The following is a 14,612-nucleotide window of genomic DNA, read 5'->3' on the forward strand; positions in this document are numbered from 1 at the left end:
TGTCAATATCAGATCAGTTGTGCAGCGAGGGTTGTAATGTCCTTAACCGTCCGGGCGTTCGTGCGTTCACCGATCGCCTTGAAGGTCCACTGACCGCCGTCACGCTTGACATAGGCCAGCACGACGCCGGTGTGGGGGCCGCTTTCGGAGATGTCAAAGCGCGCCAGCTCCTTGCGGGCCCGGCTGTCAATGACGCGGCTGAAGGCGTTCTTGACCTTGTCGAAGGTCTGGCCACGGAAGCTGCTGACAGTGAAAACCAGGGTTTCAATCTCGACCGGCAGGCGAGTCAGGTCGATCGAAATGGTTTCGTCGTCGCCATCGCCTTCGCCCGTCAGATTGTCGCCGCTATGGCGGATCGAGCCGTCACGGCTGAGCAGTTGCTGGAACCACACGGTGTCGATGACCTGGCCGTTGGCGCCGAAGGCAATGCACGAGGCATCCAGATCGATACTGCCGCCACCGCCGAACAGCCCGCCCAGCAGACCGCTGGCGACATCCCAACCCACCCCAAGGGTGATGCTGGTCAAGCCGTCACCGCCCTCTTTCGTGAGGCTTACCGACGCATTTTTTTTCAGGGAAATGCTCATAGACATCCTTTCAATGACAGCAAGATGGCACAACAGGTGCGCAAGGGGTCAAGCCATGGCTTAAATCGAAGATCTCGCGCAATCCGTCGAATCAGACGCGTGACGTCTGGCACTTTTTCAGAAATCTGGCGATATACAAGCTCGCGAACAGGAATCCTCAACTGTGCCGATCAACGCTTCAGGTCTGTTCGTTGGCCCCCGCAAGGTCGAGACGGATACTGGCAAGGCAGTCATAGCGTCCCCTTGTCCACGACTGTAGACACAAATCCACCGCCGGACAAGCCAGTCGCCGTTTTGGCGAAAATTTTCCGGATGCCTGCGCAAGCGGCGATACCTTGGCACGAGCAATCTGGCATCACTGGAGCGCAATCCGATAAAGTGTGTGGCACCCGCACGGGCGCTCCCGTTTTCGGATAAATTGCGCGACAAAACAGAAACTTATACCAATCCTCGATGACATTGACTCATCGCGGCTTGGCAAGCGCGCCAGTGTACGTTTCTGGGGCGCCCGAGCTTTTGCGAGGAGCTATGGGGGGCGCCTAGTCCGGCGTTTGAGCTGAAAAATTGCGAATATAAAGTGTCATTCTTTATGAGGCTTGGCATTATACCAATCCACGATGACCTTGACTCATCGTGGATTGGCAAGGGCGACTGCCCGCCCGAGCTTGCGCGAGGAGCCATGCGGCGCTTGAGCTGAAAAATTGCGAATACCAAGCGTCATTCTTTATGAGGCTTGGTATTAGAGCGAGATGGCGATTCTACCTAAAGCCATCCCGCTCTACGGCCAGTTACCCGAAGCGCTCCCGCGCCGCTAAACCCAGACCGAAGGCCACCGAGGCAAAGCGGTCGCCATAGTGCATGCGCGCCTGGGGAAAGGCCGCCCGCATGGCGTCTTCGAACCCCGGCAGGGCGGTCGAGCCGCCGGTCATGAACAGGGTGTCGATCCGCTCCGGCACCAGGCCTGCCCGCTCCGACACGGTCGCGACCGCGGCATCGACCACGCGCTGGATGTCGTTCGCCGTGGCGGCAACCAGCGCTTCGCGGCCGATCTGCGGCCGCCATGCCGGGTCGATCGCCGTCAGGTCCAGGGTCGCCGTCTCAGCATCCGAAAGGGCGATCTTGGCCTGTTCGACCTTGTTGGCGATCTCGTGGCCGGCATGGCTTTCGACGGTTGCGATCAGGCGCTGGGTCAGGCTGCGATCGGCCGCCTGGTGATGCAGCTGGCGAATGCCCGCCATGGTCTTCTGCGTGTACACGAAATTGATCAGGTGCCAGGTCGCCAGTTGATGGTGGTAAAGGCCAGGCATTTCCAGCCCGCTCTTCAACTGACTGCGGTAGCCCATGTCGCGCATGACCGTGCCCAGGCTGAGCCGCGTATCGAAGTCGGTACCGCCGATATGGACGCCGCCATTGGCCAGGATACGGCTATCACCACCCGCCGGTGCGAGCTCGACGACCGAGAAGTCGGACGTGCCGCCGCCGATATCGACCACCAGAACCATCTCCTGGCGCGTCAGCCGCGACTGATAGTCCCGCGCCGCCGCCAGGGGCTCATATTCGAAGGCGATGTCGCGAAACCCGACATCCTGGGCTATGGCGCGCAGTTCGGACTCGGCGCGGGCATCGGCGGCGTCATCGGCGTCGTTGAACCGGACGGGGCGCCCCATGACGACCTGCTCGATGGTATGGCCGGCGACACGCTCGGCGCGCGCCTTTACCTCAGCGATATAGAGGCCGATGATGCTCCGGAAATCCTTGCGCCGGTCGCCGACCTGGGTCTTCTCGTCCATCAGGCTGGAGCCCAGGATCGACTTGAGCGCCCGCATCAGCCGGCCGTCGAAATGGTAGAGATATTCGGCAATGGCCTGCCGCCCGAAGGTGACCGTCTCGGCTTCGGCATTGAAGAAGATGGCCGACGGCATGGTCACGGCCTCGCCTTCGATCGGCGCCAGGCGCACGATGTCGCCGCTGCCGATGCAGACGGCGGAATTGGAAGTGCCGAAGTCTATGCCACAGTAAGGTAAGGCCATGTCGTGCGCCGAAAGTCAGGGAGGGCGCGGTGTTTAGCCTCGAATGCCTGCAATGGCGAGAGGGAATTGCACCCGACGCGAAACTTCCCCGTCTTGCCGAATACGTATTCACGCCCCTGCGCATACGTATTCACGCCCGGGCCGGTCACCACGCGATGTAGCCTCCTCCGCAAGACGCCCGGACAAAAGTGGCGGCACGCGGGAGAGCGATCATGACCAATATGCACCGGGCTTTGGCCCTCCTGGCGGCAGCCCTGTGCCTGCTGGTCGCGGCCTGCGGCGGCGGCGGGGGATCCTCTGGCGGGTCCGGCGGCGGATCCGGCAGTTCGTCCTCCAGCAGTGCCGCCCTCACCCTGACCATCCACTACAAGCGGCTCGACAACGACTATTCCGGCTGGGGCCTGCACCTGTGGAACGACACCACCGGCACAGCCGCCATAGCGTCGGGTACCGTCACCACCTGGACCTCGCCGCGTGCCTTCGATAGCGTTACCGGTGGCTGGGCCACCGCCATCATCCCGCTGAGCAACAGCAATGCCCATCTCAACTTCCTGATCCATAAGGGCGACGCCAAGAGCCCGATGCTGGACCTGCGCGTCAACCATGCGACCTTCGGCAGCGATGTCTGGGTCGTTCAGGAAACCGGCACGCTGTATGCCACCCAGGCCGCCGCCGACACCGCCGCGGCCAAGGTCGGCCGCCAGGCCGAAAGCCTGGACATGGCCGCTGTTCCCGTTGGCACGACCACCTCCGCCCTGCCCGCCGGCTGGTCGCAACGCGGCCAGTTCATGGAAATCTTCGTCAGGTCCTACAAGGACAGCGACGGCGACGGCCGCGGCGACCTCAAGGGCCTGACCTCCAAACTCGACTATCTGCAATCGCTCGGGGTCACCGGCCTGTGGCTGATGCCGGTGTTCGAAAGCCAGGACAACGACCACGGCTATGCCGTCGCCGATTACCGCGCCATTGAGCGCGACTACGGCACGATGGCCGATTTCGATGAGCTGGTGACCCAGGCCCACGCCCGCGGCATCGGTATCGTCCTCGACTATGTCATGAACCACTCCGCGGCGCAGAACCCGCTGTTCCTCGACGCCGTGTCGAGCCCCACCAACAGCCGCCGCGACTGGTATGTCTTCAACGCTACCGATCCCAACTGGAGCACCTGGGGCGGCAATCCCTGGCGGCCGACCGCCTATGGCTACAATTATGGCCTGTTCGCGGACATCATGCCCGATTTCAACCTGAAAAACCCGGCGGTCGTCGCCTGGCATATGGACAATCTGCGCTTCTGGCTGAACCGCGGCGTCGACGGTTTCCGTTTTGACGCGGTCGAAACCTTTGTCGAGAACGGGTCCGCCAACTGGTACAACCAACCCGAGACCCACGCCGTCCTGATCCAGGCGCGCAACACCATCAACAGCTATGCCAATCGCTACATGGTGTGCGAAGCCCCCGACCATCCCGGTGACTATGCCGGCGCCAGTTGCGGCCATGTCTTCGCCTTCGGCCGCCAAAGCGATATCCGCACCACGGCCACGTCGGGCGCAATGACGGCCGGCCTGGCCGCCCACTTCGCTTCACCGCAACGATCAGTGCTTCCCTTGTTCCTGTCAAACCACGACAGCTTTGCCGGCAGCCGTCCGATCGTTGAGTTAAGCGGCCACGCAGAAGGCGACTATCGCATCGCGGCCGCCATTGCCATCCTTGGCTCGGACACGCCGTTTGCCTATTACGGGGAAGAGATCGGCATGGGCAGCAACGGTGAAAGCGGCGATGCCAGCCTGCGTGCCCCGATGAGCTGGACCAATACCGTCGCGGGCTTCACCTCCGGCACGCCCTACCGGACGGTCGCATCGAACCTGGCCAGCTACAATGCCGCCGCCCAGACGGGTGTCTCCGTGTCTCTGCTGGAAACCTATCGCGGCCTGTATGCAGTCCGGACCGCCAATCCGCTGCTGCAATCAGGCACTCTGACCCTGTTGTCAGCGGCCGGCGATCCGCGCGTGGTTTTCCTGCGCCGCCAGGCCGCTCAGACAGCCGTGGTGCTGATCAACCTGTCGACGACTTCACAAACCATGACCGCCGATACCGGCCTGAGTGTCACGACATTCGCAACCATCTACCCGACGACGGGCGCCACGGTTACCAGCAACGCCTCGGGCCGGATAACCATGACGATTCCGGCCCAGGGCGTTGCGATCGTGCGAACGCCATAGACCCGGCTACCAAACCATGTGGCTGAGCACGTCGGCCTGGCTGGCATTCAGCACCGTAACGACATTGCCGCCGCCCAGGGTGATGACGACATCGAGCCCGACCTGAGCCACCAAACCGGCATTGGCCACGCCGCCGGTATAGGCCTGGACATCGATCATGTCGTTGTCGGTCGCGCTGAAGTCGGTGATCGTGTCCTTGCGACTGCCGGCCATAAAGACAAACACGTCCGCCCCCAGCCCGCCGGTCAGGATGTCGCCGGCCCCGCCGCCGTCAAGACGGTTGTTGCCGCTGTTGCCAATCAAGGTGTTGGCGCTGCCGTTGCCGGTGGCATTGATATGGCCGAGGCCTGTCAGGGTCAGGGTCTCCACCGTCCGTCCGGACAACGAATAGCTGACCGAGGCAAAAATCGCATCGTTGCCCGAATCGCCGGCTTCGATGACCAGGTCGCCGGCATTGTCGACATAATAGCTGTCGTCACCCAGGCCGCCCGTCAGTGTGTCGAGCCCAACCCCGCCCTCCAGGCTGTTATTGCCGCTGTTGCCGGTGAGGCTGTTGTTGAGCGAATTGCCGGTAACAGCAAGATGATCGCTGCCCGTCAGCAGGACGCCTTCGACCGCCCGTCCGAATAAGGAAACGCTGACCGCGGCGACGATCAGGTCGTTGCCCTCGAAGTGGTTTTCGAAAACCCGGTCGCCGGCACTATCGACATAGTAGGTGTCGTCGCCCAGCCCCCCGGTCAGACTGTCCGACCCGGCAGCGCCATCGAGGACGTCATGGCCGGCGGCGCCATCCAGCGCATTATTGCCGGTGTTGCCGGTCAGGAGGTTGTCCCACCCGTTGCCGGTGCCCGCCAGATTGCCGGCTCCGGTCAGCCTCAGGCTCTCGACCGCTTGCCCCGCCAGCGAATAGCTGGCCGAGGCCAGAATCAGGTCATTGCCGCCGTCGGTCAGTTCGAAGACCTTGTCGCCGCTGGTGTCGACGTAGAAGGTGTCATCGCCCAGCCCGCCGGTCAGGCTGTCGACGCCGGCACCACCGTCGAGGACGTCATGGCCGGCGCCGCCATCCAGCGCATTATTGCCGCTGTTGCCGGTCAGAAGATTGCTAAGGCTATTGCCGGTGCCGGCCAGGTTGCCCGCCCCTGTCAGCGTCAGGTTTTCCACGAACCGTCCGGCCAGAGTATAGCTGGCCGAGGCCAGGATCAGGTCGTTGCCGCCGCCGTTCAGTTCGACGACCTTGTCGCCACTATTATCGACATAGTAGGTGTCATCGCCCAGCCCGCCGGTCAGCGTATCGGCGCCTGTACCGCCATCCAGGCTGTTATTGCCGGCATTGCCGGTGATCGTATTGCCCAGGCTGTTGCCGACGGCGCTCAGGTGCTCGGCGCCGGTAAGGGTCAGCGCCTCGACCGCCCGGCCGAACAGCGAATAACTGACCGAGGCGAAGATGGAGTCGCTGCCTTCCAGGTGGTTTTCAATAACCCTGTCGCTGGCATTATCGACATAATAGGTGTCGTTGCCCTCCCCGCCGGTAAGGGTATCGGTCCCCATCCCGCCATCCAGGATGTCATTACCGCCGGCGGCGGTCAGCAGGTTATTGCCGACATTGCCGGTCAGGAGATTGTTGAGCCCATTGCCAGTAGCATTAATGTTGCCCGACCCGCTCAGAGTCAGGCTCTCCACCACACGGCCGGCCAGGCTGTAGCTGGCGGTGGCCACGATCAGGTCCGCGCCCTCGCCGCTCAGTTCCACCACCCTGTCGCCGGCGTCGTCGACAAAATAGGTGTCATTACCCTGTCCGCCGGTCAGGCTGTCGGCCCCGGCGCCGCCGTCCAGTGCATTGTTGCCAGCCGTGCCGGAAATCGTGTTGGCCTGCGCATTGCCGGTGCCGTTCAGATGATCCACCCCGGTCAGGACCAGGGTCTCGACATGGGCGGTCAGGACGTGACTGACCGAGGCCAGTACGATATCGTTGCCTCCGGCTGCCGCTTCGACGACGGCATCGTCACTATCGACCACGAAGGTGTCGTCGCCCAACCCGCCGACCAGGGTATCCGTCCCCGCCCCACCGTCCAGCACGTCATTGCCCGCTCCGGCATCGATCAGATTGTTGCCGGTATTGCCTGTCAGGGTGTTTTTGAGCGAATTGCCGCTGGCATTGAGGTTTTCCGCCCCCGTCAGGGTCAGGCTTTCAACCACGCGGCCGGACAAGGTATAGCTGACCGACGCGAAGATGATGTCTGTGCCCTCATTGCCCAGTTCCACCACCTTGTCGCCGGTGTTGTCCACATAGTAGGTATCATCACCCGCCGCACCCGTCAGGGTATCGGCCCCCGTGCCGCCATCCAAAGCGTTGTTGCCGCTGTTGCCGGTCACCGTGTTGGCGAGATCGTTGCCGGTGCCGCTGATCCCGGCCGAACCCGTGAGTGTCAGGTTTTCGACATGAGCCGCCAGACTGTGGCTCACCGACGCCAGGACGGTGTCGATGCCCGCCGCCTCGGTTTCGACGACGGCATCGGCGCCGTCGACGATATAGGTATCGTCGCCCAAACCGCCGGTCAGGCTGTCGACGCCTGCGCCGCCGTCCAGGAGGTCGTTGCCGCCCGCGCTGTCGATGATATTGTTGCCGGTATTGCCGGTCAGGAGGTTGTCGAGTGAATTGCCGGTCGCGTTGAGGTGCTCAGCGCCGGTCAGGGTCAGCACCTCGACGGCACGGCTGTTCAGCGAATAGCTCACCGACGAGATAATCGTGTCGCGGCCTTCCAGATGGGATTCGTAGACGCTGTCCCCGGCATTGTCGACATAGTAGGTGTCATTGCCCAGGCCGCCGGTCAGGCTGTCTGCGCCCGCCCCGCCGTCCAGTGCGTTATCGCCCGTCGTGCCAGTGATCATGTTGGCGAGGCCGTTGCCGCCGCCGTTCAGATCAGCGTCGCCGCTCAGGATCAGCGTCTCGACGTTGGCGGCCAGATTGTGGTTCAGCGAGGCCAACACGGTATCGATGCCGCCGCTCTCGCCTTCGACAACGACATCGTCGCCATCGACCACAAAGGTATCGTTGCCCAGGCCGCCGTTCAGGGTGTCGTTGCCGGCGCCGCCGTCCAGACGGTTATGGCCGTCCGTGCCGGTTATCATATTGGCCAGACCGTTGCCGGTGCCGTCAAAATGACCGCTTCCGGTCAGGGTCAGGACCTCGACCCCGGCGGTAAGCGTGTAGCTTATCGAAGCCAGGACGGTGTCGCTGCCCTCTGCCGGGCCTTCGACGATGACGTCGCCTGCGTCGTCGACGACATAGGTGTCGTCACCCAGCCCGCCGGCGAGACTGTCAGCACCTGCAGCTCCGTCCAGCAGGTTGCCCCCGGTATTGCCGGTGAGGCTATTGCCGAGCGCATTGCCAAGACCGGTCAGGTTGCCGCTTCCGGTGAGGGTCAGGTTCTCGACATGGGCGGTCAGGCTGTAACTCACGGACGACACCACGCTATCGTTGCCGCCCGAGGCCGCCTCGACAACCACATCGGCATCGTCGACACTAAAGGTGTCGTCGCCCAGGCCGCCGGTCAGGCTGTCTGCGCCGGTCCCGCCGTCCAGCCGGTTGTTACCGTCATTGCCGCTCAGGCTGTTGACCAGGCCATTGCCGGTGCCGTCGATCGCGTCGCTTCCGGTCAGGATCAGGGTCTCGACCCCGGCCGACAGCGTGTAGGTCACCGATGCCCGGACGGTATCGCTGCCGCCGTCGGCGGCTTCAACGACGGAGTCGGCGCCATCGTCGACGATATAGCTGTCATTGCCCAGTTCGCCGCTCAGCGTGTCGGCTCCGGCGCCGCCGTCGAGCCAGTTATTGCCGCTGTTGCCGGTGAGACGGTTGTCGAGCGCATTGCCGGTTGCGGTGACGTCAGCACTGCCGCTGTGAACCAGGTTTTCCAGGTTGGCGCCCAGGGTATAGCTGAGCGCGGTAATGACGGTGTCTGTGCCCTTGTCCAGGGCTTCGGTCACGGTATCGCCGGCGTTCACATAGTACGAGTCGTCACCGTCGCCACCGCTCAGGGCATCGGCGTCATCGCTGCCGATCAGGGTATCATTGCCGCCGCCGGTGGTGATTGTCGCCGCGCCGCCAGCGGCATTGACCTGGATGCCACTGGCAATGGTCGACAGGTCCACCGTGCCTTCGTCGGTCAACAGGAAACGGCTACCGAAGACGGTGGCGAAGCTGTTGATAAACGCCGTGGACGCGCGGACCTCATGGCTGCCGCCGTCCAGAATTTCGTAGCCGGCGAAACTGCCAAAGATGTCGCCGGAGATATAACGGAATGTATCAATGCCGTCACCGCCGGCATAGACGCCCAGAGTCGTGTCGCTGCGGTTCCATACCAGGGCGTCGTCGCCGGCACCACCATCGACGGTATCAGCACCGCCCCCGGTGATGACGAGATCGTTGCCCTCGCCGCCGATCAGTTGGTCATGGCCGCTGTCACCCAGGTTGTCGCCACCCTCCAGGGTATCGTTGCCGTCGCCGCCGACCACGCTGTCATCGCCGGCTCCGCCGACAAGGCTGTGGTTGCCGGCAGCGCCGATGAGGCTGTCATTGCCGGCCTCGCCGGACAGGAAGCCGCCACCGGCGGAATCACTGAGGACGTCATTGCCATCGCCGCCCTCGACCGTATCATAGCCCCCGCCGCCTTCCAGCCGGTCGCTGCCCGCGCCTCCGACGATTTCGTCGTTGCCGCTGCCGCCGGACAGGAGGTCATCGCCGTCGTTTCCAAAGATTTCATCGTCTTGCACGGTCCCGGCATAGGTGTCGTTTCCGGGTGAACCGACAAACAGCGCCTCACCTGGCGCCGACACGATGGACAAGGACAGCGCATCGCTCGCGGCGAACAGTTTGGTCATGATTTCCCCCAGAGGCAGGTAGGTTTAAAGGCGCGCGGACACTAAGCGAAGGCGTGCCCCGAAGGAAGCCCGTTTTTACACGCGTTGGCGAATTTTACGCCTGAAAGGCGTCAGGGAAACGCCGCACAGTGTCTGACAGGTGCCGTGTTTGGCCCGCGAAGGAGACCACGCGCTACCGCCAGAACGCCTCCAGGTCCTCGCACGCTCGCCGCACCAGGGCCGCCTGAGCCTGCGGCCGGCGTTCACCGGTGACCGCTTCGACCACCTGACGCCAGCGCACACCCGCCCGTCCGTCGGCGCTCCGTACCACCACGCCGTCGCCCTCCAGGATGTCCTGGACCAGCGCCGTCAGCAGCCGCCCCGATGACGGCCCGACAAAGCGCATCACGTGACGCCAGACACGGCCGCTCTCGATCATCCGGTCCGTCACCAGATCCGGCGCCGCATTGCCCGACACGATGGCCCAGCCCAGTTCGCGTGCATCGGGCCTGCCGCACAGGCCGCGCCAGCGGGCATAGATCTCGACCAGCTTCGCGCCGGCCGCCGACTGATTGGAGGTAATCTCTTCCGTCTCGCGCAGCACCCGAAACACGTTGGAGCGGCGCCTGACGCCGCTATCGGCGCCTTTCGGGTCATAGACCGGCTCCAGGTCCTGCCGGGCGATCCCGGCCAGAGCGACGGCCTCAGGCGCCGGACAATAGGTCAGTTGGTTGAGGCGTTTGCGGCGTTTCGACTGGGTCATGGCACCGCCTTTCGGGGAAGATAAAGTTTCGGCCGGCAGGCGGCGCAATAGCGGCTGCGCGGCGCGGTTTCCGCCCCGCAGAACAGCCACATCGGCGCCTCGCCGCCCGTAACGTTGGCGCAGGTCCGGGGGCTCAAGGCCGCGAACGGTATCCCCGTGCCAGGCATGGCGTCCTCCAGGGCCGTCAGGAAAGCGCGGCCCTCTGCCGCCTGACGCGCCCGGGGACTGGCCGGTTCAGGCTCGGCGGCAAATGGGTCCAGCCCGACAGGTCGAAACGGCGCCGCCGCTTCCGCTATTTCGGTCCGGACCGCCACCCGGGCGCGGGTGAACAGATAGCCCATGGCGATGGTCGCCGAATTGTCCCTCAGGTCGTGGCCGGCCTTCCGCAGCCGGAACACCTTGCCGATCACGGCGCTGCGGCTGACACCGAGATAGTTGGCTATGGCGGCACTCGACTCGCCTTCGTTCCAGCGCCGGCTCAGTTCCGCCAGCCGCAATGGGGTCCAGCCGCTCATGGTCGCCCCTTTTCGCCCAGGATCTCGTCGACGCGGGCCTGAAGCTGTGCCTTCAAATGCCGCACCGGCCGGTGGCGGCGCTGCGCCAGCGTAATCGCCGCACGCAGCCGGGCGCAGAACGGGTCGCGCAGCAACGGATTACAGGACACGGGGCGCGGAAAAGCCATTTCCCACAGGCGGCGACAGCCCCGCAGCAGGATTACAAAATTGTGGACATGCATCATCGCAGGCGCTCCCGGGCGCAAAAAAGGGGCGGGCGGCAACAGAGACACAGCCGCCCGCAGGTTTCAGGGAGGCCGGAGCTTTCCGGCGAAGTGCAATGTATAAAATATGCATTCAAAGGTCAAGAAAAAAATGTATGCAAAATACATTTGTAGGGTTTATACATTAACCCCATGAGCGAACAGAGCGAACGTTTGATGCGGGCCCGGATCGAGGCGGGGTTTGAAACGGCGGTGGATGCTGCGCGCCGGTTCGGCTGGACCAGTTCGTACCGCAACAACGAAAGCGGCACGGCCTCCTTCTCGTTCAAGAAGTCGCTGGACTATGCCGAGAAGTTCAAGGTGCGGGCAGCGTGGCTGTATGCCGGTATCGGCCCGATGCGCGAGGGCAAGGTGCCGGTGATCGGCCGTGCCCTGGCCGGCCCCGACGGCTCCCATATCGATGACTACGACACGGGTGATTTCGAACCTCTGGAGCCTTTCAATATCGAGGACAGCGTGGCCGTGATTGTCGACGGCACCTCGATGACGCCCCGCTTCATGCCGGGCGAAATCGCCGTCTTCGGCCACAAGTATGACGATCCCTCGTCCCTGGTGAACAAACAGGTCCTGGTGCGGACGACCGACGGCCAGCGGATGATCAAGATCCTGCGCTCCAGCAAGACGCCCGGCCTGTGGGATCTCCACAGCCTGAACCCGGCCTTCGCGCCCATCGAAGCCGTAACCGTCGAGTGGGCCCGCCCCTTCGAGGGACTTCGGGCGAACTAGTTCTACCTCTCCCTCTGCAAAAATATACACTTAACACATTGCCGCTTGACTATTGAATGTATATTTAGTACATTTTATCCCTGCAATCGGGGGGCATTCATGGACGACACCCACGCCACCGGTTTTCGTTTCGGTCTGCCTGAGGCCGCCGGGATCGCCGTAATCCCCTTCAGCCACAGTGCCTGCGTCAACCGGGCAGTCGCCGCCGATCCGTCGCTGGCGACCTGTCTGCTGCGTCCGCGCCCTGCCCTGCCCGCCGCGCCGCCCCTCGAAGCCGGCGCAACGGTTTACCTGCGCTTTCCCTACGAAGGTCTGGGCACGGCGACGGTGCTGTCCGTCCGCCGCGGATCCTGCGGCCTCGACTACGAACTCGATATTCCCGATCCGCACAGCGCGGCTGTGACCTGGTTCGTGCCGCGCGACCGTATCGCACCGCTCTAAAACCAACCCTCGATGACCTTGACTCATCGCGGGTTGGCAAGCGCGACTGCGCGCCCGAGCTTTTGCGAGGAGCCACGCGGCGTTTGAGCTGAAAAAATGCGAATACCAAGCATCATTCTTTATGAGGCTTGGTATAAGCTTTTGTTTTGTCGCGCAATTTGTCCGAAAACGGGAGCGCCCGTGCGGTGCGTCACACTTTATCGGATTGCGCTCTGGCCGCCTGCCACAGCCTGTTGTGTCTCCGGCGTCACCGGCAGGGTAAAATAGAAGGTGCTGCCTTGCCCCGGCGTCGACGTAAAATCGATGTCGCCACCGACCAGGCGCAGCAGCTTGCGGCAGGTTGACAGCCCCAGGCCATTGCCCGGAAAGTCTTCGCGGCGGTTCAGCCGGCGGAAGGCGGCGAAGACATCCTCGCGGCCAGCTTCGTCGATACCGATACCGTTGTCGCTCACCTCGAACCGCCACAACAGGCCGGTCTGCCGCGCCGATATCCGGATGTCGGGCGTCCGGCCGCCATCCTGGAATTTCAGCGCATTGCCGATCAGGTTCTGGAACACCACTTGCAGCAAAGTCGCATTGGCCGTCACCCTCGGCAAATCGGCCACGCTGACCTTCACCGCGCCGGCGGCAATCTGCGGTGCATAGAGGGCCAGAACCTGGGCAGCGATGGCGCCACTATCGACCAGCACCAGATCCATCCGATCGCGGCCGACCCGGCAGAAATCAAGAATGTCCTGGATCATCTGCCGCAGGTTGCGGGCATTCTGGGCGATATAGTCGAGATGGCGGCGACCGGTCTCGTCGAGCTGGTCGCGCGAATCCGTCAGCAGCAGGCCGGCATAGATGTTCATCATCCGCACCGGCTCCTGCATGTCGTGCGAGCAGATATAGGCGAAACGTTCCAGTTCTTCATTCGACTGTTTCAGACTGGCGTTCAGCTTGATGATCTCTTCGCGTTCAACATAAAGCTCGAAATAGACCAGCACAGCCAGGGCCAGACCGGTCAGCAGGAAAGCCGTCCCCAAGGACAGCCACAGTTTCAACTTCGCCCAGGCCACACGCGCGTTCAACAACCTTTCGAGATGGTCAACGCCGACGCCCCACAGGGTATCCAGCGGGCCGCGCAGATCCCGGGCATCGGCGACGCCGTTCTTACGCACGGCGTCCTTGTAGCGGTCGACCGCCCGGGTCAGGACATCTGACGGCAAGGCCACACCCGACCGAAGCGCGCCATCACCGTCGCGCTGGGTCGCCCGGTTCAGCGAATCCACAACCTCGGCAGTGGCCTCCGAAAGCCGGTCAATATCGCTTTCGACGTTGGCCGCCGGGGTCGCAAGGTCTGCGACGTGACCGCTGAGCTCGGGAAGGTCCTTCGCTGTCATGTGGGTCAGGTGATAGGTGTCAGCCCTGGGGTCCAGGATCAGGCCGCTGTCGTCGGCCACCTGGCGCAGAAAGCTGCGGGCGCGATGACAGGCGGCGCGACGATCGCGCTCACCCGACATGTCATCGATCAGCCGGGCGCTGGCCGTCGCCAGTTCGGGCAGACGATGGTGATGCGGCGCAACCAGGCCCGATTGCGGCAGCGGCAGCCCGGCATCGCAGGCTGACAGAATGTCCCAGGTCCGACGCATATAGGCGGTGCCCGCCAGTTCCTTTTGCGTAATCGCTGTCTCCCTGGCACTGTTTTGGATAACAAGCCCGGAGAGGACAAAAACCGGCAACAGGACCGCCAGGGTGATCAACAGCAACCTGCGCCGGCGTTTAATCCGGCGCGCAAGGTCAAGAAGGCGCGCCCAGCCCACCCTCATAACGCACCCCCGCGCGCCGGGCGGTCAGTGTCGGATTTCGACCATGCCAATAGTGTGGGGTCAGAACCGTTGAAGGACGCGACATCGCTATTCCGGATCGACAGATGGTTCACCCCTAGCCCCCGACTGCACAACGAGACCGCCTACCCCGCCGCTATCTGACTCGCCGCGCTTGCTGTGAAGCCTGCGGCGCCAAACTTGGGGCAGGATCAATGGCATGCCTGAGTTTGTGAAACGGGACAATCCCCATCGCCAGAAGAAAGCGCCTCGACCTCAACGGTTTCAGGGTGAGGTGGATGCGAGCGGAGCAAGGCAAAGGTACCTTTCCGGGATCAATCCCAAATCGGGTTTCGCAGACGAGCGGGATGTGGTGTGATAGGAACGAAACACCGTAGACCCT

Annotated in this window: 10 protein-coding genes; 3 read left to right on the forward strand and 7 right to left on the reverse strand. The window is 63.2% G+C overall.

The features are described from left to right. Window positions 1-8: 8 nt before the first annotated feature. A complete protein-coding gene (locus ABAC402_RS36360; RefSeq protein ID WP_023450822.1) occupies window positions 9-587 on the reverse strand; it encodes a TerD family protein in 579 nt (192 codons plus the stop codon). 788 nt (window positions 588-1,375) lie between these two features. Then, window positions 1,376-2,617: an Hsp70 family protein gene (locus ABAC402_RS36365; RefSeq protein WP_023450823.1), complete on the reverse strand. Its 1,242-nt coding sequence runs from the start codon at window positions 2,615-2,617 to the stop codon at window positions 1,376-1,378. Window positions 2,618-2,829: 212 nt separating this feature from the next. On the opposite strand from ABAC402_RS36365, the gene ABAC402_RS36370 reads away from it, so the two are divergent. Further along, the gene (locus tag ABAC402_RS36370; RefSeq protein ID WP_023450824.1) at window positions 2,830-4,836 is read left to right on the forward strand and encodes an alpha-amylase family glycosyl hydrolase; all 2,007 of its coding nucleotides are present in this window, start codon (window positions 2,830-2,832) and stop codon (window positions 4,834-4,836) included. A gap of 6 nt (window positions 4,837-4,842) precedes the next feature. Here ABAC402_RS36370 and ABAC402_RS40335 read toward each other — a convergent pair whose 3' ends face one another. The 4 genes from ABAC402_RS40335 to ABAC402_RS36390 form a co-directional block, all read right to left on the reverse strand. Next, entirely contained in the window at window positions 4,843-9,717 is a 4,875-nt protein-coding gene (locus ABAC402_RS40335) for a calcium-binding protein (protein WP_023450825.1), read from the reverse strand. 172 nt (window positions 9,718-9,889) lie between these two features. Then, window positions 9,890-10,459 (reverse strand): hypothetical protein, encoded by a 570-nt coding sequence (locus ABAC402_RS36380; RefSeq protein ID WP_023450826.1) that lies wholly within the window; start codon window positions 10,457-10,459, stop codon window positions 9,890-9,892. Beyond that, complete coding sequence (locus tag ABAC402_RS36385) at window positions 10,456-10,974, reverse strand: GcrA family cell cycle regulator (protein ID WP_023450827.1); 519 nt, start codon at window positions 10,972-10,974, stop codon at window positions 10,456-10,458. The genes ABAC402_RS36380 and ABAC402_RS36385 overlap by 4 nt, the downstream gene beginning before the upstream one ends. Beyond that, window positions 10,971-11,198 (reverse strand): hypothetical protein, encoded by a 228-nt coding sequence (locus ABAC402_RS36390; protein WP_023450828.1) that lies wholly within the window; start codon window positions 11,196-11,198, stop codon window positions 10,971-10,973. The genes ABAC402_RS36385 and ABAC402_RS36390 overlap by 4 nt, the downstream gene beginning before the upstream one ends. 171 nt (window positions 11,199-11,369) lie before the next feature. Here ABAC402_RS36390 and ABAC402_RS39480 point away from each other — a divergent pair, with 171 nt between their 5' ends. Then, window positions 11,370-11,963: a S24 family peptidase gene (locus tag ABAC402_RS39480; RefSeq protein WP_023450829.1), complete on the forward strand. Its 594-nt coding sequence runs from the start codon at window positions 11,370-11,372 to the stop codon at window positions 11,961-11,963. Window positions 11,964-12,062: 99 nt separating this feature from the next. Next, window positions 12,063-12,404 carry a hypothetical protein gene (locus ABAC402_RS36395; protein ID WP_023450830.1) on the forward strand — a complete coding sequence of 114 codons (342 nt, stop codon included), beginning with the start codon at window positions 12,063-12,065 and terminating at the stop codon, window positions 12,402-12,404. A 197-nt stretch (window positions 12,405-12,601) separates the two neighbouring features. On the opposite strand, the gene ABAC402_RS39485 is transcribed toward ABAC402_RS36395, so the two are convergent. After that, entirely contained in the window at window positions 12,602-14,212 is a 1,611-nt protein-coding gene (locus ABAC402_RS39485; protein WP_052025366.1) for an ATP-binding protein, read from the reverse strand. Window positions 14,213-14,612: the final 400 nt, after the last annotated feature.

The sequence above is a fragment of the Asticcacaulis sp. AC402 genome, assembly GCF_000495835.1.
GTDB lineage: Bacteria > Pseudomonadota > Alphaproteobacteria > Caulobacterales > Caulobacteraceae > Asticcacaulis.

Coding starts and splice junctions, on each gene's coding strand:
- ABAC402_RS36360 (WP_023450822.1), bottom strand. CDS start 587: ATGAGCATTTCCCTGAAAAAAAATGCGTCGGTAAGCCTCACGAAAGAG.
- ABAC402_RS36365 (WP_023450823.1), bottom strand. CDS start 2,617: ATGGCCTTACCTTACTGTGGCATAGACTTCGGCACTTCCAATTCCGCC.
- ABAC402_RS36370 (WP_023450824.1), top strand. CDS start 2,830: ATGACCAATATGCACCGGGCTTTGGCCCTCCTGGCGGCAGCCCTGTGC.
- ABAC402_RS40335 (WP_023450825.1), bottom strand. CDS start 9,717: ATGACCAAACTGTTCGCCGCGAGCGATGCGCTGTCCTTGTCCATCGTG.
- ABAC402_RS36380 (WP_023450826.1), bottom strand. CDS start 10,459: ATGACCCAGTCGAAACGCCGCAAACGCCTCAACCAACTGACCTATTGT.
- ABAC402_RS36385 (WP_023450827.1), bottom strand. CDS start 10,974: ATGAGCGGCTGGACCCCATTGCGGCTGGCGGAACTGAGCCGGCGCTGG.
- ABAC402_RS36390 (WP_023450828.1), bottom strand. CDS start 11,198: ATGATGCATGTCCACAATTTTGTAATCCTGCTGCGGGGCTGTCGCCGC.
- ABAC402_RS39480 (WP_023450829.1), top strand. CDS start 11,370: ATGAGCGAACAGAGCGAACGTTTGATGCGGGCCCGGATCGAGGCGGGG.
- ABAC402_RS36395 (WP_023450830.1), top strand. CDS start 12,063: ATGGACGACACCCACGCCACCGGTTTTCGTTTCGGTCTGCCTGAGGCC.
- ABAC402_RS39485 (WP_052025366.1), bottom strand. CDS start 14,212: ATGAGGGTGGGCTGGGCGCGCCTTCTTGACCTTGCGCGCCGGATTAAA.